At 67.3% G+C, this 21,245-nt stretch carries 24 protein-coding genes; 13 read left to right on the plus strand and 11 right to left on the minus strand.

Going from position 1 to position 21,245, the window contains the following annotated elements; all coding sequences use genetic code 11:
• Positions 1-7 precede the first annotated feature (7 nt).
• The 3 genes from GGR46_RS17085 to gltX all read right to left on the minus strand — a co-directional run bounded on the left by GGR46_RS17085 (position 8) and on the right by gltX (position 2,503).
• Positions 8-355, minus strand: coding sequence for a hypothetical protein (locus tag GGR46_RS17085; protein WP_183999231.1), 348 nt, complete (start codon positions 353-355; stop codon positions 8-10).
• 63 nt (positions 356-418) lie between these two features.
• Entirely contained in the window at positions 419-1,090 is a 672-nt protein-coding gene (locus tag GGR46_RS17090; protein ID WP_183999232.1) for an energy transducer TonB, read from the minus strand.
• 87 nt (positions 1,091-1,177) lie between these two features.
• Positions 1,178-2,503 carry a glutamate--tRNA ligase gene (gene gltX, locus GGR46_RS17095; RefSeq protein WP_183999233.1) on the minus strand — a complete coding sequence of 442 codons (1,326 nt, stop codon included), beginning with the start codon at positions 2,501-2,503 and terminating at the stop codon, positions 1,178-1,180.
• 128 nt (positions 2,504-2,631) lie between these two features.
• Here gltX and GGR46_RS17100 point away from each other — a divergent pair, with 128 nt between their 5' ends.
• Positions 2,632-3,567: a ribose-phosphate pyrophosphokinase gene (locus tag GGR46_RS17100; protein ID WP_183999234.1), complete on the plus strand. Its 936-nt coding sequence runs from the start codon at positions 2,632-2,634 to the stop codon at positions 3,565-3,567.
• 141 nt (positions 3,568-3,708) lie between these two features.
• Here GGR46_RS17100 and GGR46_RS17105 read toward each other — a convergent pair whose 3' ends face one another.
• Entirely contained in the window at positions 3,709-4,458 is a 750-nt protein-coding gene (locus GGR46_RS17105) for a sulfite exporter TauE/SafE family protein (protein ID WP_183999235.1), read from the minus strand.
• Between the two features lie 150 nt (positions 4,459-4,608).
• On the opposite strand from GGR46_RS17105, the gene GGR46_RS17110 reads away from it, so the two are divergent.
• Together GGR46_RS17110 and GGR46_RS17115 are read left to right on the plus strand one after the other, a co-directional pair.
• A complete protein-coding gene (locus GGR46_RS17110; protein ID WP_183999236.1) occupies positions 4,609-4,932 on the plus strand; it encodes an antibiotic biosynthesis monooxygenase family protein in 324 nt (107 codons plus the stop codon).
• A 44-nt stretch (positions 4,933-4,976) separates the two neighbouring features.
• Positions 4,977-6,224, plus strand: coding sequence for an MFS transporter (locus GGR46_RS17115; protein ID WP_246426256.1), 1,248 nt, complete (start codon positions 4,977-4,979; stop codon positions 6,222-6,224).
• Between the two features lie 117 nt (positions 6,225-6,341).
• On the opposite strand, the gene GGR46_RS17120 is transcribed toward GGR46_RS17115, so the two are convergent.
• Complete coding sequence (locus GGR46_RS17120; protein ID WP_183999238.1) at positions 6,342-8,636, minus strand: CDC48 family AAA ATPase; 2,295 nt, start codon at positions 8,634-8,636, stop codon at positions 6,342-6,344.
• Between GGR46_RS17120 and GGR46_RS17125 the strand changes: the two genes are divergently transcribed.
• Positions 8,635-8,793: a hypothetical protein gene (locus tag GGR46_RS17125; protein ID WP_183999239.1), complete on the plus strand. Its 159-nt coding sequence runs from the start codon at positions 8,635-8,637 to the stop codon at positions 8,791-8,793. The genes GGR46_RS17120 and GGR46_RS17125 overlap by 2 nt on opposite strands.
• Positions 8,794-8,988: 195 nt before the next feature.
• Positions 8,989-9,888, plus strand: a complete 900-nt coding sequence (locus GGR46_RS17130) for a LysR substrate-binding domain-containing protein (RefSeq protein WP_183999240.1) — start codon at positions 8,989-8,991, stop codon at positions 9,886-9,888.
• A gap of 41 nt (positions 9,889-9,929) precedes the next feature.
• Here the strand turns inward: GGR46_RS17130 and GGR46_RS17135 are convergent, their stop codons facing one another.
• Positions 9,930-10,361, minus strand: coding sequence for a peptidylprolyl isomerase (locus GGR46_RS17135; RefSeq protein WP_221262900.1), 432 nt, complete (start codon positions 10,359-10,361; stop codon positions 9,930-9,932).
• A 137-nt stretch (positions 10,362-10,498) separates the two neighbouring features.
• Here GGR46_RS17135 and mgtE point away from each other — a divergent pair, with 137 nt between their 5' ends.
• Both mgtE and GGR46_RS17145 read left to right on the plus strand, forming a co-directional pair.
• Positions 10,499-11,902 carry a magnesium transporter gene (gene mgtE, locus GGR46_RS17140; RefSeq protein WP_246426200.1) on the plus strand — a complete coding sequence of 468 codons (1,404 nt, stop codon included), beginning with the start codon at positions 10,499-10,501 and terminating at the stop codon, positions 11,900-11,902.
• Between the two features lie 134 nt (positions 11,903-12,036).
• Positions 12,037-12,435, plus strand: coding sequence for a DUF1489 family protein (locus GGR46_RS17145; RefSeq protein ID WP_183999242.1), 399 nt, complete (start codon positions 12,037-12,039; stop codon positions 12,433-12,435).
• A gap of 39 nt (positions 12,436-12,474) precedes the next feature.
• Here the strand turns inward: GGR46_RS17145 and msrA are convergent, their stop codons facing one another.
• Genes msrA through pabB form a run of 3 tightly spaced genes read right to left on the minus strand, consistent with a single transcriptional unit; the run spans position 12,475 to position 16,164 of the window.
• Positions 12,475-13,140, minus strand: coding sequence for a peptide-methionine (S)-S-oxide reductase MsrA (msrA, locus tag GGR46_RS17150; protein ID WP_183999243.1), 666 nt, complete (start codon positions 13,138-13,140; stop codon positions 12,475-12,477).
• A gap of 26 nt (positions 13,141-13,166) precedes the next feature.
• Positions 13,167-14,366 (minus strand): pyridoxal phosphate-dependent aminotransferase, encoded by a 1,200-nt coding sequence (locus tag GGR46_RS17155; protein ID WP_183999244.1) that lies wholly within the window; start codon positions 14,364-14,366, stop codon positions 13,167-13,169.
• A 49-nt stretch (positions 14,367-14,415) separates the two neighbouring features.
• Positions 14,416-16,164 carry an aminodeoxychorismate synthase component I gene (gene pabB, locus GGR46_RS17160; protein WP_183999245.1) on the minus strand — a complete coding sequence of 583 codons (1,749 nt, stop codon included), beginning with the start codon at positions 16,162-16,164 and terminating at the stop codon, positions 14,416-14,418.
• An 80-nt stretch (positions 16,165-16,244) separates the two neighbouring features.
• On the opposite strand from pabB, the gene GGR46_RS17165 reads away from it, so the two are divergent.
• Positions 16,245-16,907: an MBL fold metallo-hydrolase gene (locus GGR46_RS17165; protein ID WP_183999246.1), complete on the plus strand. Its 663-nt coding sequence runs from the start codon at positions 16,245-16,247 to the stop codon at positions 16,905-16,907.
• Here GGR46_RS17165 and GGR46_RS17170 read toward each other — a convergent pair.
• On the minus strand, positions 16,904-17,335 hold the full coding sequence (locus GGR46_RS17170; protein ID WP_183999247.1) for an MAPEG family protein: 432 nt from the start codon (positions 17,333-17,335) through the stop codon (positions 16,904-16,906). The genes GGR46_RS17165 and GGR46_RS17170 overlap by 4 nt on opposite strands.
• Before the next feature lie 187 nt (positions 17,336-17,522).
• Here GGR46_RS17170 and rpmF point away from each other — a divergent pair, with 187 nt between their 5' ends.
• From rpmF to GGR46_RS17195, 5 genes are all read left to right on the plus strand, one after another.
• Positions 17,523-17,702 (plus strand): 50S ribosomal protein L32, encoded by a 180-nt coding sequence (rpmF, locus tag GGR46_RS17175; protein ID WP_137862863.1) that lies wholly within the window; start codon positions 17,523-17,525, stop codon positions 17,700-17,702.
• A gap of 41 nt (positions 17,703-17,743) precedes the next feature.
• Complete coding sequence (plsX, locus tag GGR46_RS17180) at positions 17,744-18,775, plus strand: phosphate acyltransferase PlsX (RefSeq protein ID WP_183999248.1); 1,032 nt, start codon at positions 17,744-17,746, stop codon at positions 18,773-18,775.
• 10 nt (positions 18,776-18,785) lie between these two features.
• On the plus strand, positions 18,786-19,757 hold the full coding sequence (locus tag GGR46_RS17185; RefSeq protein WP_281396614.1) for a beta-ketoacyl-ACP synthase III: 972 nt from the start codon (positions 18,786-18,788) through the stop codon (positions 19,755-19,757).
• A 114-nt stretch (positions 19,758-19,871) separates the two neighbouring features.
• Positions 19,872-20,171: an integration host factor subunit alpha gene (locus tag GGR46_RS17190; protein WP_183999249.1), complete on the plus strand. Its 300-nt coding sequence runs from the start codon at positions 19,872-19,874 to the stop codon at positions 20,169-20,171.
• A gap of 14 nt (positions 20,172-20,185) precedes the next feature.
• Positions 20,186-20,560, plus strand: coding sequence for a MerR family transcriptional regulator (locus GGR46_RS17195; protein WP_183999250.1), 375 nt, complete (start codon positions 20,186-20,188; stop codon positions 20,558-20,560).
• A gap of 148 nt (positions 20,561-20,708) precedes the next feature.
• On the opposite strand, the gene GGR46_RS17200 is transcribed toward GGR46_RS17195, so the two are convergent.
• Complete coding sequence (locus tag GGR46_RS17200) at positions 20,709-21,242, minus strand: SixA phosphatase family protein (protein ID WP_183999251.1); 534 nt, start codon at positions 21,240-21,242, stop codon at positions 20,709-20,711.
• Positions 21,243-21,245 lie beyond the last annotated feature (3 nt).

Consider the following 21,245-nt stretch of genomic DNA (forward strand, 5'->3'; position numbering starts at 1 on the left):
CCGTCGCTCAGAAGCCGTGCTGGGTCAGCCAATCGTCATATTTCTTGAATTCGGCCTGGCGCTTCTTCTGCGCGGCCTCGAACGCGGCCCTGCGCTTCTGTTCCTCGGGCAGGTCCTTGGCCTGCTGCGCCTTGATGTCGGCATCGCTGCGATCGAGCCGCCATTGCTGCACATAGATGATGTCGCGCTTGTACGGCGTCTCGACGTTCGAATCCTTCACGAACATGTAAAGAATCACCAGCGTGACCGCCATGGCGAGGATCATGAACCACAGCTCGTACGGCTTGCGGGTGGCAAGCCAGCGCCGGAAATCGCCAAAGGCGCGCAGGGGGTTGAATCTCTGGAGGTAGCTCATCTTGCCGGTGAAGATAGGCGCGCGGGGGCCCGAGAGCCAGCCCCCGCGCACCATCAAGTCCCCTTACTGGTCCTTGATCTGAAACGTGACGCTCAGCGTCATCCAGCTTTCCTCGGCCACCCCGCCGCGCGTTGCCGGCTTGAACCGCCATTTGGACAGGGCCTGCTGGCGGGTCGCCTCGAAAAAGGCCTGGCTGGTGGCGCTGACCTGCTCGACCGCTTTCACCCGGCCATCGGCGCTGACCAGCACCCGGACCGAGACGCGACCGTCGCGCTGGGCGCGCAGTTCGGAGGCGGGGTAGTTGGGCTGGAAGGCTTCGGCGTAGCGCGGATCGCGTCGGGCGCCCACGAACGGCGGGAGCGGCTTGGCCGGCTCGACGATCACGGGCGGGCCGGGCTCGACGGGCTTGGTGATCTCGGGCTGGACCGGCGGGATGTCCTTGGTGGTCTCCATCGTGAGCCGGCTGTCGGTCTTGACGATCGTATCGGGTACCGTGGGCAGTGGCTGGGTCGGGGTCTTCGCCTCGACCTTGGGCTGCAGCTTGGGCGGCTCGATCGGCGGCGGGGGAACCGTCTCGCGGACATTATAGGTCTCGATCGGATCATTGATCAGGATCCGGGCGATGTTCGGCGCCGAATAGATCATCCCGGTGATGATCGCGCCGCTGATGAGCAGCGACGCCCCGATGCTCGCGACGCGCGATTGCTGGGGCTGGTAGCGATGTTCAGCGTACATGGCGTTGCACTCCATCTCCAAGGTCGGTCTGACGGCCGACTGCAGTGATGATACAACATTACATACACGGGGTAAATAGTTCCCGAATCAGCCGCTGCGGAGACGGACCAGGGCATTTTCCTTGCCGATCAGGGGGAGGAGCGCGGCCATGTCGGGACCGTGCTCGCGCCCGGTCAGCGCGAGTCGCAGCGGCAGGAACAGCGTGCGGCCCTTGCGGCCGGTGGCTTCCTTGAGAGCGCCGGTGAGGGCCGGCCAGGGATTGGACCAGTCCAGCGTCGCGGCGATATCGGCGGCCTGGGCGAGGAAGGGGCGGTCCTCCTCGGCGATGGTGGCGGCGATCGGGCCCTCGACCACGCTCCACCAGTCCGCCGCCTCGGCGATAGTGGAGAGATTGGGGCGGATCGCGTCCCAGCCCGCCTCGGTCATGCCGGCACGGAGGCGGTCCTTCACTGCTTCATAATCGAGCTGGTGGACGATGCGGGCGTTGAGCTGGGCCAGTTCCTCCTCGTCGAAGCGCGCCGGTGCGCGGCCGAAGCGGGCGAAGTCGAAGCTCTCGATCAACGGCGCCGGATCGACGAAAGGCTCGACGGGATCGCTGGTGCCGAGCCGGGCGAGCAGGGCGATCAGCGCCTGGGGTTCGATGCCGATCTCCCGGAAATGGGCGATGCCGAGCGAGCCGAGCCGCTTGGAGAGCTTGCCCTCGGCGCCGGTGAGCAGCGCTTCATGGGCGAAGCGGGGTGCCTCGGCGCCGAGCGCCGCGAACATCTGGAGCTGGGTCGCGGTGTTCGAGACGTGATCCTCGCCGCGCACGACATGGGTGATGTCCATGTCGATATCGTCGATCACCGACGGGAGCAGGTAGAGCCAGCTGCCATCGGCTCGTCGGACCACCGGGTCCGACATGGTCTTCGGGTCGAAGCGCTGCGGGCCACGGACCAGATCGTCCCACTCGATCATGGCGTCATGGTCGAGCCGGAAGCGCCAGTGCGGACGGATGCCCTCGGCTTCCAGCTTCGCTCGATCTTCGTCGGTGAGGGCCAGCGCGGCGCGGTCATAGACCGGGGGAAGGCCGCGACCGAGCAGCACCTTGCGCTTGAGCTCGAGCTCCTGCGCGGTCTCGTACGCCGGATAGACCCGGCCGGCGGCCTTCAGCTCCTCGAAGCGCACTTCGTAGCGATCGAAACGGGCCGACTGGCGTTCCTCGCCATCGGGGTTCAGGCCCAGCCAGGCGAGGTCGGTGCGGATCGCGTCGACGAACGCCTCTTCCGAGCGTTCGGCATCGGTGTCGTCGATGCGCAGCAGGAAGCGGCCGCCCTGCTTCTGCGCGAACATCCAGTTGTGGAGCGCGGTGCGCAGGTTGCCGACATGGAGCGTGCCGGTGGGGCTCGGCGCGAAGCGGGTGGTGACGGTCATGCGCTGCCCTTAGCCGTGCCGTGAAAGCCACGCCACCGGTGCATTAGCCGTGTATAAGCACTTCCCCGTCTTGCCCCGCCGGGAATCGGCTGACAAAGGGGCCGGGAGGGAACGCGGGAGATAATTCGATGAAACTGTTGGCCGGCAATTCGAACGCGCCGCTCGCCAAGGCGATCGCGGAGTATCTCGAGATTCCGCTGACCCAGGCGAATGTCCGCCGCTTCGCCGACGAGGAGATCTTTGTCGAGATCCTCGAGAATGTCCGCGGCGAGGACGTCTTCGTGATGCAGTCGACCAGCTATCCGGCGAACGACAATCTGATGGAGATGCTGATCATGGTCGACGCGCTGAAGCGCGCATCGGCCAAGCGCATCACCGCGGTGCTCCCCTATTTCGGCTATGCCCGCCAGGACCGTAAGCCCGGTCCGCGCACCCCGATCTCGGCCAAGCTGGTCGCCAACCTGGTGACCACCGCCGGCGCCGACCGCGTCCTCTCGGTCGACCTGCACGCCGGGCAGATCCAGGGCTTCTTCGACATCCCGACCGACAACCTCTTCGCCGCACCGGTGATGAGCGCGGACATCCACAGCCGCTTCCCCGACAAGAAGTGGATGGTGGTCTCCCCCGACGTGGGCGGCGTGGTCCGTGCCCGCGCGCTGGCCAAGCGGCTCGAGAACGCGCCGCTCGCCATCGTCGACAAGCGCCGCGAGCGCCCGGGTGAATCGGAAGTGATGAACATCATCGGCAATGTCGAAGGGCGCTTCTGCATCCTGATCGACGACATCGTCGATTCGGCCGGCACTTTGTGCAACGCCGCGGCGGCGCTGAAGGCGGCGGGTGCCGAGGACGTGGTCGCATATTGCACGCACGGCGTGCTTTCGGGCGGCGCCGTTGCCCGCGTGGACGGCTCGGCGCTGGCGGAGCTGGTCATCACCGACTCGATCGGCAACCATGCGGTGATCGCCGAGAGCAGCAAGATCCGCCACCTGACGATCGCGCCGCTGCTCGCCGAGGCGATCAAGCGGATCGCCGATGAAAGCTCGGTTTCGTCGCTGTTCGACTGATTTCCTTGTCGGCAAAGTGAAGGGAGTCGACCAACATTCCTTCACTTTGCCGCTTTCGCCGCGCCGCCGTGGGAAACGGAGGCAAGGCGCGGCGCTGGTCATGTGAAAGACCAGAACACGCGAAATCCTACATTGGAAGCCCTAGCGGAGCGCCTCGGCGACGAGGGCGATGCCGACCAGGATCATCAGCACGTAGATCGCGGTGTAGAAGCGCGCTGCGTCGACCTTGCGCACCAGCCATACGCCGGCAACGGTGGAGACCAGGGCGAGCGGCAGCATCGCGGCCGAGGTCATGAGGTTGGCCGGGGTGAACTGGCCGAGCGCGAGATAGGCCGGCACCTTGATCCAGTTGGTCGCGGCGAAGAAGATCGCGGTGGTGCCGACGAGGATGTCGCGGGGCAGGTTGCGGGGTAGCACCCAGAGCTGGAAGGGCGGCTGGCCGGCATGGGCGATCTGGCTGGTGAAGCCCGAGGCGATGCCGAACAGCGAGCCGATCCAGTCGGGCCAGCGCGCGGTGTCCTTGGGCGCTGCGTTGCGCGCGGCCCAGAGCCGATAGGCACCGAACAGGATCGAGATCGCGCCGACCATCGCCATCACCGCCGCCGAGGAGACGCTGGCGGCGAACCAGTAGCCGAGCGCGATGCCGAGCATCGAGCCGGGCAGCATCCAGCCGAGCAGCCGCCAGTCCACCGTGCGGCGGAACGCCCAGACGCCGACCACGTCCTGCGCGATCAGGATCGGCAGGGTGATCGCGGCGGCGCGGACCGGATCGATCGCGAAGGCGAGCAGCGGGAGCGAAAGCGCCCCCATGCCGGCGAACCCGCCCTTGCTGAGGCCCAGCAGGATCACCGCGGGGACGGCGAGCGCGTAGAAATGCCAATCGGTGATCATGACGGGTGCCTTAGCCGCACCCGTCATCCCGACGGAAGTCGGGATCTCGGGCCAACTGCGCGCGCCCGCCGCATGAGATCCCGGCTTTCGCCGGGATGACGGAATTGGGGCGGGTTGCGTAACCTTCCAAAGCGCCTAATCGAGTGGGCCATGGCAGAGGATCGGAGCGGGCAAACCGCCGTCATGTTCATTTCCGAGCGCACCGGGGACGACCCGGAGGGCTATGCCGTCGCCGCTGCGGCGATGGACGCGCTCGCCGCCGAGCAGCCCGGCTATCGCGGCGTCGACCATGTCGGCAGCGCCGAGGGCCAGGCGATCACGATCAGCTACTGGGCGGACGAGGCCAGTGCCGTCGCCTGGCGCAAGCATCCCGAACATGCGGAGACCCGGGAAATGGGCCGCGGGCGCTGGTATAGATGGTACATGCTCCACGTCGCCGAGATCGGGCGCAGCTACAGCTGGGCGCGGCCGTGAAGTTCCGGCGGGTCGACGGCACCTTCGGGCTGCTGTTCACCGTCATGCTCGTCATCGCGGCGGGCAATACCGCGCTGCAATCGGTGCTGCCGGCGCTTGGGCGTTCGCTCCATGCGCCGGACAGCGCGGTCGCTGCGGTCTTCTCGGTCTCCGCCCTGCTCTGGGTGATCGCCGCGCCGTTCTGGGCCAACCGATCAGACCGGCACGGGCGCCGCGCGATGGTGCTGGTCGGCATTGCCGGCTTCACCGTGTCGCTGGGGCTGTGCGGGCTGTGCCTGGCGCTGGGGATCAATGGCTGGCTGGGCCCGGTGGCGACCTTCATCGCCTTTGTCGCCGGGCGCGTGATCTACGGCACCTTCGGATCGGCGGCGCCGCCGGCAGTGCAGGCGATCGTCGCCGGCCGGACCAGCCGCGAGGAGCGGACCCAGGCGCTGACCCTGCTCGCCTCGGCCTTCGGGCTGGGCACGATCCTGGGTCCGGCGATCGCACCCTATCTGGTGATGGGGCATCTCTGGCCGGGCGGGCCGCTGATCGGTCTGGCCGGTCCCGCCTTTGCCGCGAGCGCGATCGGCGTGGTGATCTGGATCGCCGCCGCCCGGGGCCTGCCCAAGGACGAGGGCAACGAGCATGGCGCGGCGATCTCCTATCCCTCGATCGGCGGACAGGGCACCGGCGCGACGGTGACCGCCGCCACCGCCGACGAGACCAACGAGAATGTCCGCTACTTCGATCCGCGCATCCGCGCCTGGATCGTCGCCGGGCTGATCATCGGCCATGCCCAGGCGATGACCGGCCAAGCCATCGGTTTCCTGATCATCGACCGGATGCACCTGCCGCCGGTCGAGGCGCTGCAGCCGACTGGCCTGGTGCTGATGATCGGCGCCGGCGCATCGCTGCTCGCCCAATGGGGGCTGATCCCGATGCTCGACCTGCGCCCGCGCGCGCTGGTTCTGGTAGGGGCGGGGCTGGGGGCGGTGGGCTGTATCGCGACCGGCACCGCGACGACGCTCTACGGCATCGCGCTCGGCTATGCGCTGACCGCGCTCGGCATGGGCTTCGCCCGGCCGGGCTTCACCGCCGGCGCTTCGCTGGGGGTGGGAGCGGAAGCGCAGGGATCGGTGGCGGGCAAGGTCACTTCGGTGAACGGCGCGGCGTTCGTACTGGGGCCGTCGATCGGGGTGGGGCTGTACGAGCTGTGGCGGCCGCTGCCGTACTTGACCGCGGCGGGCGCGCTGGGATGTCTGCTGGTTTATGCCTGGGCGGCGACGCGGACAAAGGCTGAGGACCAGTAACTGCCGCCATCCCCGCGAAAGCGGGGACCCATCTCCCGGACTATCCACTTACGCACCGGTGCGTTTGCCGAAAGCGCAGGAGATGGGCCCCGCTTTCGCGGGGTGACGTGAAGAACTTTAATCCGAGCCCTTGGGGCCGCGGCCCTGCAGCATGCCGGGGGCGATGAACCCCAGCGGCTGGATTGCAGAGGCCTGCTGCTTCAGCCGGCCCGACATCGCCTGATATTCGCTCTCCATCTCGGGCGTGACCGTGGCGCGCGAATCGGCGAGGGCCGCTTCGAAGTGCGCCTGGGTCACTTCCTTGGTCTGGAGCGACTGGCGCAGCGCGACCAGGCCGGCGCGGCGGACCACGTCCTCCAGGTCGGCGCCGGTATAGCGCTCGGTCTGCTCGGCGACCGCCTTGAGATCGACGTCGGGTGCCAGCGGCATCTTCGCGGTCTGGATCCGCAGGATGCGCTCGCGGCCGGCAGCATCGGGCACGCCGACATAGACCAGCTCGTCGAACCGGCCCGGGCGGAGCAGCGCCGGGTCGATCAGGTTCGGGCGGTTCGTGGCACCGATCACCACCACCGACTGCAGTTCCTCGAGCCCGTCCATCTCGGACAGGATCGTGTTGACCACACGCTCGGTCGCCTGGGGCTCGCCCAGGCCGCCGCCGCGCGCCGGCACCAGCGAATCGAGCTCGTCGATGAAGATCACACAGGGCGCGACCTGGCGGGCACGGGCGAACAGCCGGGCGATCTGCTGCTCGGATTCACCGTACCATTTGCTGAGCAGGTCGCTCGACTTGGTGGCGATGAAGTTCGCCTCCGCCTCGCGCGCGACGGCCTTGGCGAGCAACGTCTTGCCGGTGCCCGGTGGCCCATAGAGCAGGAAGCCCTTGGCCGGGCGGATGCCGAGGCGACGGAACGCGTCGGGATCCTTGAGCGGCAGCTCGACGCCTTCCTTGAGGCGCATCTGGGCATCGTCGAGCCCGCCGACATCTTCCCAGCGGACGCGCGGCGCCTCGACCATCACTTCGCGCATCGCCGAAGGCTGGACCCGCTTGAGCGCTTCCAGGAAGTCTTCACGCGTGACGGCCAGCGTGTCGAGCACCTCGGGTGGGATCGTGCCCTTCTCCAGGTCGAGCTTGGGCATGATCCGGCGCACCGCCTCGATCGCGGCCTCGCGGGCGAGCGCGGACAGATCGGCACCGACAAAGCCATAGGTGGTGCTGGCCAGCTCGCCGAGATCGACCTTGTCGCCGAGCGGCATGCCGCGGGTGTGGATGCCGAGGATCTCGCGGCGGCCGCGCTCGTCCGGCACGCCGACGACGATCTCGCGGTCGAACCGGCCGGGGCGGCGCAGCGCCTCGTCGATCGCATCGGGGCGGTTGGTCGCCGCGATCACCACGATATTGGCGCGCGATTCGAGCCCGTCCATCAGCGTGAGCAACTGGGCGACGAGGCGCTTCTCCGCCTCGCCCGAGACCTGGCCGCGCTTGGGCGCGATCGAATCGATCTCGTCGATGAAGACGATCGACGGCGCGGCCTTGGCCGCTTCCTCGAAGATCTGGCGCAGGCGGCCTTCCGACTCGCCATAGGCCGAGCCCATGATCTCGGGCCCGTTGATCAGGAAGAACTGCGCGTCCGATTCATTGGCGACGGCGCGGGCGAGCCGCGTCTTGCCGGTGCCGGGCGGGCCATGGAGCAGCACGCCCTTGGGCGGATCGACGCCCAGGCGCTGGAACAGCTCGGGATAGCGCAGCGGCAGCTCGACCATCTCGCGGAGCTGGTCGATCGTGCCGGCCATGCCGCCGATATCGTCATAGGTGACGTCGGCGCGGCGGGCATCGCCCGTGGCTTCCTCATATTCGGGGCGCAGCTCGACCTCGGTATTCTCGTCGATATGGACGATGCCCTTCGGCGTGGCCGAGACCACGGTGAGGCGGATCTCCTGCAGCGCATAGGCCGGCGCGCGGAGGAACTGGGCGACCTGGGGCGGAATGTCGGCGCGCTGCTGGCCGGCAGTGGCGACGACGTCGCCCTGCACCAGCGGGCGCTGGAAGAAGACGCGCTTCAGCGCCTCGCCGCTGCCCTGGAGGCGCAGATTCTGCTGGGCGGGCGCGAACACCACGCGGGTGGCGGGCTTGGACGCGGCCTTGCGCACCTCGACGAAATCGCCCGAGCCGACGCCGGCATTGGCGCGCTGGAGGCCGTCGATGCGCAGAAGTTCGAGGCCCTCGTCCTCGGCATAGGGCAGCACGGCGAGCGCGGGGGTGGCGCGCTTGCCGACGATCTCGATCACATCGCCCTCGGTCAGGCCGAGCCGCGCCATCAGCGCGCGCGGCAGATGCGCGAGGCCACGGCCGCTGTCCTCGGGCCGGGCATTGGCAACTTGCAGCTTGATCGGCTGCGCTTCTTCGTCCGCCATGTTTCTGTTCTCCGCAGGCGTTGTGGCGGGAACATGGGGTGCGGATTTCCTCGCCGCAACGGCGCGTTCGGCCCGGCGCCTGGCGCTCGGCTATGGGCGGGCGATTCGCACGGGCAAAAAAAAGGCCGATCGCGAGGACCGGCCGGGAAAGTTTTAGGAGAGGATGCCTGAAAGGCACGTGCTTTGTGCAGTGCGGCCGGTTTTTGTGCAAGTGCGAAAAGAAACATTAACGCGTGCACAACTTGCAATCGCGAATAACAAGAGCGATATATGGCCAACACCCAAAAGGGCATTGGCGTGGGGCGAAACCCGCGCCAAGGATAATGACGCAGCGCAACAAAAAGAGAGCGGAATGCGACGACTTCCTCCCCTGACGGCAATCGAGGCATTCGTGCAGGTGGCCCGGCTGGGCTCGATCAAGGCCGCGGCGGAAGAGCTCGCGCTTTCCTCGCCGGCGCTGAGCCGCCGTGTCCAGGCGCTCGAGCGGTTCATCGGCAAGCCGCTGTTCGAGCGGCGCCACCAGGCGCTGAAGCTCAACGACGACGGCGACCGGCTGCTCGGCATGATCGCCCCGGCGCTCGACACCATGGCCGATGCGGTCGAGACGATGACCAGCGGCACCGAGCTGCTGCGCCTGCGCCTCGGCCTGTTGCCGCTGTTCGCGACGCAGCGGCTGATGCCGCACATGGGCGACCTGAAGCGCAGGCATCCCGAGCTGCATCTCGACGTCGATACCGGCGGCCATGCGGTGGCGCGGCTGGGCGACGGGCTCGATGCGGCGATCGTCGTGGCGCGCGACATCGATCCGACGCTCTACGCCAAGCGGCTGGACCGCAACCGGGTCTATGTGATCGGCGCGCGCTCGCTGCTCGAAGGATCGGACCCGATCACCCGGCCGGAGCAATTGTCGAAGCTGACGGCGCTGGTGCACCGTGACATGGCGGACACCTTCACCGCCTGGCGCGCGGCGGCGGGGCTTTCCGAGCAGGAGATCGAGCCCGCGGCGATCGACCATTTCGATTCGGGTACGCTTATGCTCGAGGCCGCCGCACAGGGCCTGGGCGTCGCCTTCATGCTCGAATCGCATTTCGAGGCGGCGCGCGACGAGCGGCTGGTCCAGCTCTTCGACCTGACCGTGGACAGCGACTACAGCTACTGGTTCGTCTGCCGCCCGCGCGCGCTGACCACGCGGCCGGTCAAGCTGTTCCACGACTGGCTGATCGACGTGCTCGAAGCCGATCGGGTCGCCTGATACAAAAAGCCCCTCCGCATCGGGAGGGGCTCTTCGTGCGATCAGGCCTCGGTGCGGGCCTTGACGATCTTGCCCGGGGTGCGCGGCGGCTCGCCCTTCGGCAGCGCGTCGACATGCTCCATGCCCTCGGTGACCACGCCCCAGACGGTGTACTGGCCGTCGAGGAAGGTCGCGTCGTCGAGGCAGATGAAGAACTGCGAGTTGGCGCTGTTCGGATCCATCGTGCGGGCCATCGAGCAGACGCCGCGGACGTGCGGCTCGCGGCTGAACTCGGCCGGCAGGTTGGGCAGGCTCGAGCCGCTCATGCCGGTGCCGGTGGGGTCGCCGCCCTGGGCCATGAAACCGTCGATCACGCGGTGGAACACGACGCCGTCATAGAAGCCCTCGTCGGCGAGGGTGGCGATGCGCTCGACATGCTGGGGGGCGAGGTCGGGGCGCAGCTGGATGTGCACGTCGCCGGTGTCGAGGGTCATGACGAGCTTGGTGGGTTCGGACACGAAGATTACTCCTGAGAAGGCTTTGCACCGCACCTAGTGGCGCGCGGGGCGACTTGCAAATCGGCGGAGAGGGTGGCAGCGGCGGGAGCGGGGCCAAACAGGGAGGTCGAACCTTGAGCGAGACCGAACTTCAAGCAGATAGCATGGTCCCCGAGCCCCAGCTCGACGAGGACGACCGGCTGCGGCCGCAGTTCGTCGACGCGGTGCTGGACGCGGTGCACGACGGCGACTCCGCCCGGGCGCACGCGCTGGCCGAGCCGCTCCACCCCGCGGACATCGCCGACCTGGTCGAGCTCGCGCCGTCCGAGGACCGCGCCGCGCTGGTCAGCGCGATCGCCGACCTGATCGATGGCGACGTGCTCGCCGAGATGAACGACTGGGTACGCGAGGCCCTGGTCGAATCGCTCACCGCCACCCAGGTGGCGGACATCGCCGCCGAGCTCGATACCGACGACGCCGTCGCGATCATCGAGGACATGGACGTCGAGGACCAGCGCGAGGTGCTGCGCGCGCTCGACCCCGACGACCGCGCCGCGATCGAGGAAGCGCTTTCCTATCCCGAGGAATCCGCCGGCCGCCTGATGCAGCGCGAGCTGATCGCGGTGCCCGAGCACTGGAGCGTCGGCGACGTCCTCGACTATCTCCGCAAGAACGAGGATCTCGCCACCGACTTCTGGGAAATCTTCGTCGTCGATCCCTCCCACAAGCCGGTGGGCACCTGTGCGCTCTCCTGGATCCTGCGCACGCCCCGCGTCGTCTCGATGGGCGATGTGATGAAGCGCGAGCAGACGCTGATCCCGGTCGACATGGACCAGGAGGAAGTGGCGCTGCGCTTCCAGAAGTACGCGCTGATCTCCGCCGCCGTGATCGATCCCAATGGCCGGCTGGTCGGCATGATCACGGTGGACGACATCGTCCATATCATCTCCGAGGAGGCGGGCGAGGATGCGCTGCTACTCTCGGGTGCCGGCGAAGGCGACATCAACGAGCCGGTGATCGATTCGTACAAGGGCCGGGTGCGCTGGCTGCTGACCAACCTGCTCACTGCGCTGGTCGCGGCGACGATCATCAGCCTGTTCGAAGGCACGATCCAGAAGATGGTGGCGCTGGCCGCGCTGATGCCGATCGTCGCCGGCGTGGGCGGCAATGCCGGTACCCAGACCATGGCGGTGACGGTGCGTGCGCTCGCCACCAACCAGCTGACCCAGTCCAACACGCTGCGCGCTATCCAGCGCGAGATCTCGATCGCGCTGCTCAACGGCGTGACCGTGGCGATCGTGATCGGCACCGCGGTGGGACTGTTCTATCACCATGCCGCCCTGGGCGGCGTGATCGCCGCGGCGATGATGACCAACATCTTCATCGCGGGACTGGCCGGCGTGGTCGTGCCGGTCACGCTCGACCGGCTCAAGGCCGATCCGGCGGTGGCCAGCTCGATCTTCGTGACGATGACCACCGATTCGATGGGCTTCCTGGCATTCCTTGGACTCGCCAGCGCGAGCGGACTGGTCGGTTGATCGCGCTTTGAGGGAACCGCTCCAGCCCGCTCCCCCACCCGGCCACCCAACGGCAGTATCATATGGGTGGCCGGGTGGGGGAGCGGGCCGGCACCGTACTTGCCGACGCAAAATGCACGCACCAGATTAGCGCCGTGCCACTTCATCTGACCAAGGTCGCCTTTGGCTGCGACTCCGTAGAGTATCTCGCCCAGCGCCTCGCTTCCCGGGGGGACGTGTGGGGGCTGACCACGCGCTATCTGCCCAAGCGGCACGAGGAAATCGGCGGCGAGGGATCGCTGTTCTGGATCCTCAAGCACCAGCTGGTCGGCCGCACCCCGATCGTCGGCTTCGGCGAGGCCGAGGGTGGGCGCACCGCGATCCTGATGGAGCCGCGGCTGATCCTGGTCGCCAATCGGCCGAAGCGCGCGCATCAGGGCTGGCGCTATCTGGAGGGCGCGGACGCGCCGGCCGATCTGGGCGAGGCCGGAGCCGGACTCGACGAGCTGCCGCCCGCGCTGATGGGCGAGCTGGCCGGGCTGGGGCTGATCTGAGGATTCTCCCTCTCCCGCAAGCGGGAGAGGGAACCGTGGTCAATTCACCAGCAGCGGATAGGCGTTCCGAAACGCCGCCACCTTCGGTTTGTCGTAGCGCACGATGTAGGGATAGGTCGGGTTCCGCCAGAAGAAGTCCTGGTGGAAGGCTTCCGCCGGATAGAAATTGCCGGTCTCCAGCTTGGTCACGATCGGCTTTGTGAAGGCCTTCGCCTTGGTCAGCTGGTCGATATAGGCAGCCGCCACCTGGCGCTGCTCCGCATTCTGCGGGAAGATCGCCGAGCGATAGCTGGGGCCGGTATCGGGATATTGGCGGTTGAGCTGCGTCGGATCGTGCGCGACCGAGAAATAGACGCGCAGCAGCGTGCCGTAGCTGACCTTCTTGGGGTCAAAGGCGATGCGCACCGCCTCGGCATGGCCGGTCTTCTCGGTGGAGACCTGGGCATAGGTCGCGGTCTGCGCGGTGCCGCCGGCATAGCCATTCGTCACCGAATGAACGCCCTTTACCGACTGGAAGACTGCTTCCATGCCCCAGAAGCAGCCGCCGGCAAGAACGGCAACCTGCTCGCCCTTGCTCGGCTTCACGTCGAGCGTGGGGACGGGCACCGGCACCGCGCGCTCGACGACACCCGCCGTCGAGAGCGCAGGGGCAACGAACAGCGCGGCTCCAAGGAGCGCGGCAGCGGGGAGCGACCATTTGAGCATGGCCGCAATGTCGTACGCGCCGAGGCTCAGCGCAAGGCCGCGCAGGCTTCCTGAATTCGAGTGCATGCTTCGGTAAGCAGCGCGTCCGAAGTGGCGTAGCTGATGCGCAGCGCCGGCGAGAAGCCGAAGGCGGCGCCGTGCACCGCCGCGACCCGCGCCTCGGTGAGCAGATAGCCGACCATTTCCTCGTCGGAGGTGATCACCGCGCCCTTGGGCGTGGTCTTGCCGATCAGCTGGCTGAACTCGGGATAGACGTAGAAAGCGCCTTCCGGACGCGGGCAGGTCATGCCGTTGATCTGGTTGAGCATCGACACGACGAGATCGCGGCGGCCCTGGAAGGCGTCGACACGCTCCTTGAGGAAGCTCTGGTCGCCGTTCAGCGCGGCGACCGAGGCCGCCTGCGAGATGCTCGACGGGTTGGAGGTCGACTGCGACTGGAGCTTGCCCATCGCCTTGATCAGCCAGGCCGGGCCGCCCGCATAGCCGATGCGCCAGCCGGTCATCGCATAGGCCTTGGACACGCCGTTCGCGGTCAGCGTGCGATCGTAGAGCGACGGGCAGACCTGCGCGATCGTGGCGAATTCGAAGCCGTCGTAGAGGATGTGCTCGTACATGTCGTCGGCATAGATCAGCACGTGCGGGTGCCGCTCGAGCACTTCGCCCAGCGCCTTGAGTTCGGCGGCCGAATAGGCGGCACCGGTCGGGTTGGACGGCGAGTTGAGCACGACCCACTTGGTCCTGGCGGTGATCGCCGCCTCGAGCTGCTCGGGCTTGATCTTGTAGCCGGCGTCCGCGCCCGCCGAGATGAAGACCGGCTTGCCGCCGGCGAATTCGACCACGTCCGGATAGCTGACCCAATAGGGCGCCGGGATCACGACTTCGTCACCGGCGTCGATCGTCGCGCAGAAGGCGTTGAACAGGGTGTGCTTGCCGCCCGAGTTCACGCTGATCTGGTTCTCGGCATAGGTGAGGCCGTTGTCGCGCGCGTACTTGGCGATGACCGCCTGCTTCAGCTCGGGCGTGCCGTCGACATTGGTGTACTTGGTCTTGCCCGCGCGGATCGCCTCGATCGCGGCTTCCTTGACGAAATCGGGCGTATCGAAATCGGGCTCGCCGGCGCCGAGGCCAATCACGTCGATCCCCTGGCGCTTCAGCTCGAACACCTTGCTCGTCATCGCGAGCGTGGCGGAGGGCTGGATACGATTGAGCGCGGCCGAGGTCTGCATGAATGGCGCCTTTTCCGGAGGGGAGACGCCGGGCCTATAGGACTGCGTTCTAGGCTTTCGCAACCGTTACGGCTGAAACAAGTCCGCGAAGGGCATTGCCGACATAGAAGCCGCCCGCGAGATCCTCGGGCCGCAGGTCGCCCTCCACCGCGCGGCCCGTCTCGATCAGCTCGGCGCGCAGCACGCCGGGGAGCAGGCCGCGGGCGAGTGGCGGGGTGACCAGCGTGCCGTCGCGCTCGACGAAGATCGAGGTGAAGCTGCCCTCGGTGAGATAGCCCTGCGCGTCGGTGAACAGCACTTCCCACGCACCGGAGTCGCGCCGCGCCTCGTCATAGAAGGCGCGGCGGCTGGTCTTGTGGGCGAGGCGGAAATCGTCCCGGGCGAGTGCGCGCGGGGTGATCGCGACCTGGACCGGACCGGCCGGCGCGTCGGGCAGCGGGGCGATACCGATCGCGATGGCGCCCGACGGGGCGAGCAGCAGGCGCACGCGCGCGGGTGCGCGAAGGCGGAAGGTCGCAGCCTGCAGTTCGTTGCGTGCTTCGTGACGGTCGAACTCGAAGGCGAAGGTCCGGGCACTCGCCTTCATCCGCGCCAGATGGCGTTCGAGCAGGGGCAGGCCGGCAAGCGGATCGAAGCGCATCGTCTCGATCAGGTCGAAGGGTGCCTCACCAGACGTGACGAAGGCGCCCTTGGCCAGGCACTCGTCCCATTCCTCGACGGCGTTCGAATCAGCGACCACGCCCGATCCTAACCCGAGCAGCGCGCGTGTCGCCCCCTCTTCTATGGTCAAGGTGCGGATAGCCACGTTGAAGTGCGCATCGCCGTCGGAAGCGATCGCGCCGATCGCCCCGGTATAGATGCCGCGCGGGCCATGCTCGACTTCGGCGATCACTTCCATCGCGCGCAGCTTGGGCGCGCCGGTGACCGAGCCGCAGGGGAAGAGGCCTTCCAGCGCCTCGACCGCGCTGATTCCCTCGGCGGGATCGGCAGTGACGGTGGAGACCATCTGGTGCACGGTCGGATAGCGTTCGACCTCGAACAACGAGGGCACCTTCACCGTGCCGGGCCAGCCGATACGCGTGAGATCGTTGCGCATCAGGTCGACGATCATCAGATTCTCGGCGCGCTGTTTGGGATCGGCCGCCAGTGCGGCGGCGATCGCATCGTCCTCGGCCGCAGTGGCGCCGCGCCGCGCGGTACCCTTCATCGGGCGTACCGTCATCCCGTCTTCGTCATAGGTGAAGAACAGCTCGGGCGAGAAGGACAGGATCCATTGGCTGCCGGTGAACACCAGCGCGCCGTGCCCGGCAGCAGCGCGCCGGCGGATCAGCGCGTAGAGCGCGGCGGGGTGGCCGGCGAACGGCACATCGGCGCGAAAGGTGAGGTTGGCCTGATAGAGGTCGCCGGCCCTTATATAGTCGGCGACGCGATCGAACTGGGCGCGATAGCCGGCGGCATCGATCCGCGGCACCGGCGCGCCGGCCCAGGCGCCTGCCGGATCGGGAAGCAGGGCCTCCGCATCGACCTGCTCCGCGTGCGGAAAGATGCCGAACCACATGCAGGGCCCATCGCCACGCTGGGTCACGGCACGCGGCTCGATTCCCGGCGATGCCTCATAGGAACAGAAGCCCGCGAGATGGAAACCGTGGTCGTGCCATAGGCGCATCGCCCTGAACCCGCGCTCGACTTCTTCCGGCGAAGCGGCTCGCACCGCGCCCTGCGGCGTATGGAACAGCCGCGCGCTGCCGCCGGGGCGGGCATCGTCGAGCAGGACAAAGGGAGTGTCGGGCAGGGTCATGCCGAGCCCCGCATGCAACTGCTTGGCCGCGACGGCAAGCCCATGTTGCCGCACGCGGGCGCGCCGCCTATCTCGGGGGCATGTCCAATCCCCCGATGCGCGCCGCCGTGATCCCGGTCACGCCGCTCCAGCAGAATTGCACGCTCCTGTGGTGCACCGAGACGATGAAGGGCGCGTTCGTCGATCCCGGCGGCGACCTCGACAAGCTGCGCGCCGCCGCGAAGCAGGCGGGCGTGACGATCGAGAAGATTCTGGTGACGCACGGTCATATCGATCATTGCGGCGCGGCCGGCGAGTTCGCCGAGGAGCTGGGCGTGCCGCTGGAGGGCCCGCACGAGGCGGATCGCTTCTGGATTTCGCGGCTCGACGAGGACGGGCGGAAATACGGCATCCGCGGCACGGTGTTCGAGCCGGACCGCTGGCTGGAGCAGGGCGACCAGGTCACGGTCGGTAACCTGGTCTTCGACGTCTATCACTGTCCCGGCCACACGCCGGGCCACGTCGTCTTCCACCATCCCGAATCGAAGTTCGCGACCGTCGGCGACGTGCTGTTCCAGGGATCGATCGGCCGCACCGACTTCCCGCTGGGCAATCACCAGGACCTGCTGGACGCGATCGTCGAGCGGCTCTGGCCGTTGGGGGACGACACGGTGTTTGTCCCCGGCCACGGTCCTCTCAGCAATTTCGGCCATGAACGGAAGACCAATCCGTTCGTGGCCGATTCGGTGCTGGCCAAGGCCTAGGTCTTCGGGCCGATCTTGAAGACGGTGGTCGGTGCCGTCTGCTGGTACTGGCTGCCGATATAGATGCCGTAGGCGGCGAGGCCGAGCATCGTCAGCATGGTGAGCGCGATGCCGATTCGGCGGCCCAGGCCCCAGCCGTCCATGCCGAAGGCGTGGAGGATGCGGCCGAAGACCAGCGCGAAGCCGACGCCCCACAGCCAGATGCTGGTGCCGGCGGCGAGCTCCACCAGGGCGAGCAGCACGAGAATCAGCGGGACATATTCGGCGAAGTTCAGCTGGGCGCGCATCCGGCGGACGAGTCGGTCGTCCCCGCCATCGCCGACGAAGATCTTCTCGGTGAGTCGCAGCCGGCTGATTCGCAGGCCGAGCCAGAAGTTGATCACGGCGGCGGCGCCGGCAGTGCAGAGCGTAACGGGCAGGATCAGCATATATAAGGGTCCCCTCTAGCGTTGCATCCCTACACTCCCTTGCGTCGCCCGCAAGAATCGCTATAGGCGCGCACTCGCTTTCGTGACCGTCCGCTGGTCCGGCGAGCGCCGGTATCTCCGTCGCTTGCCCGCTGGGCCGTGCAGTCGTATCGCGATTTTGACTTTTGTTTCGTTAGAAGGTGCCGAAATGGCCGTTCCCAAGAGAAAGACTTCGCCGTCGCGGCGTGGCATGCGTCGCGCTCATGACGCCCTGACGCCCCAGGCGTTCCAGGAGTGCCCGAACTGTGGCGAGCTGAAGCGTCCGCACGTGCTGTGCGGTTCGTGCGGCCACTATAACGGCCGCGAGATCGTTTCGGCCGAAGACTGATTCGGTAACGATTGGGCCGAATCGCGCGGGGGCATGCGAGTATGACGAATTCCTCTCGAATCGCCGTCGATGCGATGGGCGGTGACGAGGGAATTGCGGTCATGCTCGCCGGTGTTGCGCGTGCGCGCCGTCGATTCGAGGGCATGGAGTTCATCCTCGTCGGTGACGAGGCACAGATCCGAGAGGGTCTGAAGAACCACCCGAACCTGACGGCCGCCTCCGAAATCGTCCACGCACCGGACGTCGTCGCCTCGGAAGAGAAGCCGAGCGCGGCGATTCGGCGTGCCAAGACCACGTCGATGGGAATCGCCATCGACCTGGTGAAGCAGGGCAAGGCCGGCGCTGCCGTCTCGTCGGGCAATACCGGCGCGCTGATGGCGATGGCCAAGCTGTCGCTGCGCACCATGCCGGGGATCGATCGTCCTGCGCTCGCCGCGCTGATGCCGACGCTGGGCGAGAACGACACGGTGATGCTCGATCTGGGCGCCAACACCGAGGTCGATGCCCGCAACCTCGTCCAGTTCGCCGTGATGGGTGCCGCCTATGCGCGCACCGCGCTCGACCTGCAGAACCCGCGGGTCGCGCTGCTCAACATCGGTACCGAGGACATGAAGGGCACCGACTCGATCCGCGAAGCCGCGGCCGAGCTTCGCAAGGCCGAGCATCTCCGCCTCGATTTCCAAGGCTTCATCGAGGGCAACAAGCTCTCGCGCGGCGATGTCGACGTGATCGTGTGCGACGGCTTCTCGGGCAACATCGCCCTGAAGACCGTGGAAGGCACCGCGCGATTCGTCGCGGACCTGCTAAAGCGTGCTTTCTCCAGCTCGACCCGCTCGAAGATCGGCTTCCTGATCTCCAAGCCGGCGACCGAGCTGCTGCGCACGCACCTCGATCCGAACAATCACAATGGCGCGGTCTTCCTCGGCCTCAACGGCATCGTCGTGAAGAGCCATGGCAGCGCCAACGAACTCGGCGTCGACACCGCGATCGGCTTCGCGGCGAAGATGCTGCGCGACGACCTGAATCGCCGCATCGCCGAGGATCTCGGGAACTTCGAAGCAAAGGCGGCGTAGACACTTCAAGATGACCTTGCGTTCCGTCATCATCGGCACTGGCTCCGCCCTGCCGCCCCGCCGCGTTTCCAACGCCGAACTCGCCCAGGAAGTGGATACGAGCGACGAGTGGATCGTCGAGCGTACCGGTATTCGCTTCCGCCACATCGCGGGACCGGATGAGACCACAGGCACGCTGGCGGCCGAGGCCAGCAAGGCCGCGCTGGCCAATGCCGGCATCGCTGCCGCGGACATCGACCTGATCGTGCTCGCTACTGCGACTCCGGACCAGACTTTCCCGGCTACCGCGACCAAGGTGCAGGCGATGCTCGGCATCGGCGACTGCGTGGCGTTCGACGTCGCCGCGGTCTGTTCGGGCTTCCTCTATGCCGTGCAGGTCGCCGATTCGATGCTGCGTGCCGGCGTCCACAAGCGCGCGCTGGTGATCGGCGCCGAGACGTTCAGCCGGATCCTCGACTGGGAGGACCGCGCGACGTGCGTGCTGTTCGGCGACGGCGCCGGTGCGATCGTGCTCGAAGCGCAGGATACGGCGGACGAAGGCGGTCGCGGAATCCTGGCGACCAAGCTCCACGCGGATGGCCGCTACAATGACATGCTCTATGTCGATGGCGGTCCCTCGACCACCCAGACCGTTGGCAAGCTGCGGATGAAGGGCCGCGAGGTGTTCCGCCATGCGGTGGTCAACCTCGCCACGGTGATGTCCGAGTCGCTCGCCCTGGCGGGCCTCGAGCCCAAGGACGTCGACTGGGTGGTGCCGCACCAGGCCAATGCCCGCATCCTCGACGCGACCGCCCGCAAGCTCGACCTGCCGGCCGAGAAGGTGATCGTCACCGTCGACCAGCACGCCAACACCTCGGCCGCCTCCGTGCCGCTCGCGCTCGACGCGGCAGTGCGGGACGGGCGGATCCGGCAAGGCGACCTGCTGGTACTGGAGGCGATGGGCGGCGGCTTCACCTGGGGCGCGGCGGTGGTGCGTTTCTGATAGCTGCGAAAAAACGCAGATAATCATTCCGGGACCCCAATGTTCCCGTTTGCTGTGTCGAAACAATCTGATACGACTAACTCGATACAGTTGAACGCAAGGGGGAGTTGCCGGATGACGGCTGCGGGCACGCTGACCAGGGCTGATCTCGCCGAATCGCTTCATCACGAGGTGGGGCTGTCTCGTGCGGACGCTGCGCGGCTGGTCGAGCAGATTCTCAGCCATATGTGCGAGGCGCTGGCCGAGGGCCAGAACGTCAAGATTTCGGGCTTCGGCAGCTTCATCCTCCGCGACAAGGGCGAGCGAGTCGGCCGTAATCCGAAAACCGGGGTCGAAGTGCCGATCGCACCGCGCCGGGTCCTCACCTTCCGTGCAAGCCAGATGATGCGCGACCGCATCGTCTCGGCGAGCTGAGCGGGAAGTAGCCGATGCCGGGGGCCGAAAAGGCTGCTGGCGCGCTACGGACGATAGGGGAGCTCGCCCAGGAGATCGGGCGCCCGCAGCACATCCTGCGCTACTGGGAAACGCGGTTTCCGCAGCTCCGCCCGCTCACCCGGGCGGGCAATCGCCGTTACTACCGGCCCGAGGACGTCGCGCTGGTGCGGCGCATCCACGACCTGCTTTCCAACCAGGGCTACACCATCCGCGGCGTGCAGAAGCTGCTCGCGGCGGAGAAGGGCAACAAGGCCGCGCGGGCCGCGGCGGGGACTGCTGCTACTCCCACCCCACGCGGCAAGACCGATACGCAGGCCCTGAAGGCGGTGCGTGATTCGCTCTCCAAGGCACTCGACGAGGATAGCTGAGCCATCTCCTCCTCTCTGGAAGGCGGATCGAGGGGACGCGTCTTGGCGATATCGTTGCCGTGTCGCCTGTTGGTTCAGTATTGTGAGCACTCCACACCCCGCCCCTCCCCTCCGGGAAGGGGTATTTATGAGGCGCCGCCGCCGGGGCTCAGTTGTAGTCCGGCCCCAGCGTCGAATCGAGGTCGCGCGGGCGGGTGAAGCGGAGCAGCTCGGCCTTGCCGGGCTTCACGTCGCGCCAGGCGGCCACATCGAAGCGCATCTCGGCCAGGCTCGCGGTGGGGAACTTCACTTCGACCGAATCGCGCAGCGCATTGTCGGCGCAGAGCAGCAGCACCAGTTCCTCGAGCCCCGGATTGTGCCCCGAGAAGAGTACGCGATCGGCACCGGCGGGCAGCTCGTGGATCACGTCGAGCAGCGTCGCCGCCGAGGCGAGATAGAGGCGCTGGTCCCAGTGCGGGGCGAGGTCGCTGCCATAGCCGGTGGCGACCTGTGCCAGCGTCTCGACCACCCGCGCCGCGGGGGAGGCGACGACATGGTCGAACTCCAGCCCCTCGGCCTTCAGGTGCCGCCCCATCATCGCGGCGGCACGCTGGCCCTTGGGATTGAGCGGCCGATCGAAATCGCGCGCCACGGGATCGTCCCATCCCGATTTTGCGTGGCGGAGCAGCGTGAGCGTCTTCATGGA

The sequence above is a fragment of the Sphingomonas kyeonggiensis genome (assembly GCF_014196745.1).
In the GTDB taxonomy this organism is placed as follows: Bacteria; Pseudomonadota; Alphaproteobacteria; order Sphingomonadales; family Sphingomonadaceae; genus Sphingomonas; species Sphingomonas kyeonggiensis.

Bases quoted from the DNA above. Each gene is read 5' to 3' on its own strand.
- GGR46_RS17125 (WP_183999239.1), top strand. From the start codon at position 8,635: ATGTTTCTGTTCTCCGCAGGCGTTGTGGCGGGAACATGGGGTGCGGAT.
- GGR46_RS17130 (WP_183999240.1), top strand. From the start codon at position 8,989: ATGCGACGACTTCCTCCCCTGACGGCAATCGAGGCATTCGTGCAGGTG.
- GGR46_RS17195 (WP_183999250.1), top strand. From the start codon at position 20,186: ATGCCGGGGGCCGAAAAGGCTGCTGGCGCGCTACGGACGATAGGGGAG.
- msrA (WP_183999243.1), bottom strand. From the start codon at position 13,140: ATGCTCAAATGGTCGCTCCCCGCTGCCGCGCTCCTTGGAGCCGCGCTG.
- GGR46_RS17090 (WP_183999232.1), bottom strand. From the start codon at position 1,090: ATGTACGCTGAACATCGCTACCAGCCCCAGCAATCGCGCGTCGCGAGC.
- GGR46_RS17155 (WP_183999244.1), bottom strand. From the start codon at position 14,366: ATGCAGACCTCGGCCGCGCTCAATCGTATCCAGCCCTCCGCCACGCTC.
- GGR46_RS17100 (WP_183999234.1), top strand. From the start codon at position 2,632: ATGAAACTGTTGGCCGGCAATTCGAACGCGCCGCTCGCCAAGGCGATC.
- GGR46_RS17110 (WP_183999236.1), top strand. From the start codon at position 4,609: ATGGCAGAGGATCGGAGCGGGCAAACCGCCGTCATGTTCATTTCCGAG.
- GGR46_RS17190 (WP_183999249.1), top strand. From the start codon at position 19,872: ATGACGGCTGCGGGCACGCTGACCAGGGCTGATCTCGCCGAATCGCTT.
- GGR46_RS17135 (WP_221262900.1), bottom strand. From the start codon at position 10,361: ATGACCCTCGACACCGGCGACGTGCACATCCAGCTGCGCCCCGACCTC.
- rpmF (WP_137862863.1), top strand. From the start codon at position 17,523: ATGGCCGTTCCCAAGAGAAAGACTTCGCCGTCGCGGCGTGGCATGCGT.
- GGR46_RS17120 (WP_183999238.1), bottom strand. From the start codon at position 8,636: ATGGCGGACGAAGAAGCGCAGCCGATCAAGCTGCAAGTTGCCAATGCC.
- GGR46_RS17200 (WP_183999251.1), bottom strand. From the start codon at position 21,242: ATGAAGACGCTCACGCTGCTCCGCCACGCAAAATCGGGATGGGACGAT.
- GGR46_RS17185 (WP_281396614.1), top strand. From the start codon at position 18,786: ATGACCTTGCGTTCCGTCATCATCGGCACTGGCTCCGCCCTGCCGCCC.
- GGR46_RS17170 (WP_183999247.1), bottom strand. From the start codon at position 17,335: ATGCTGATCCTGCCCGTTACGCTCTGCACTGCCGGCGCCGCCGCCGTG.
- GGR46_RS17115 (WP_246426256.1), top strand. From the start codon at position 4,977: ATGCTCGTCATCGCGGCGGGCAATACCGCGCTGCAATCGGTGCTGCCG.
- plsX (WP_183999248.1), top strand. From the start codon at position 17,744: ATGACGAATTCCTCTCGAATCGCCGTCGATGCGATGGGCGGTGACGAG.
- pabB (WP_183999245.1), bottom strand. From the start codon at position 16,164: ATGACCCTGCCCGACACTCCCTTTGTCCTGCTCGACGATGCCCGCCCC.
- GGR46_RS17085 (WP_183999231.1), bottom strand. From the start codon at position 355: ATGAGCTACCTCCAGAGATTCAACCCCCTGCGCGCCTTTGGCGATTTC.
- gltX (WP_183999233.1), bottom strand. From the start codon at position 2,503: ATGACCGTCACCACCCGCTTCGCGCCGAGCCCCACCGGCACGCTCCAT.
- GGR46_RS17165 (WP_183999246.1), top strand. From the start codon at position 16,245: ATGTCCAATCCCCCGATGCGCGCCGCCGTGATCCCGGTCACGCCGCTC.
- GGR46_RS17105 (WP_183999235.1), bottom strand. From the start codon at position 4,458: ATGATCACCGATTGGCATTTCTACGCGCTCGCCGTCCCCGCGGTGATC.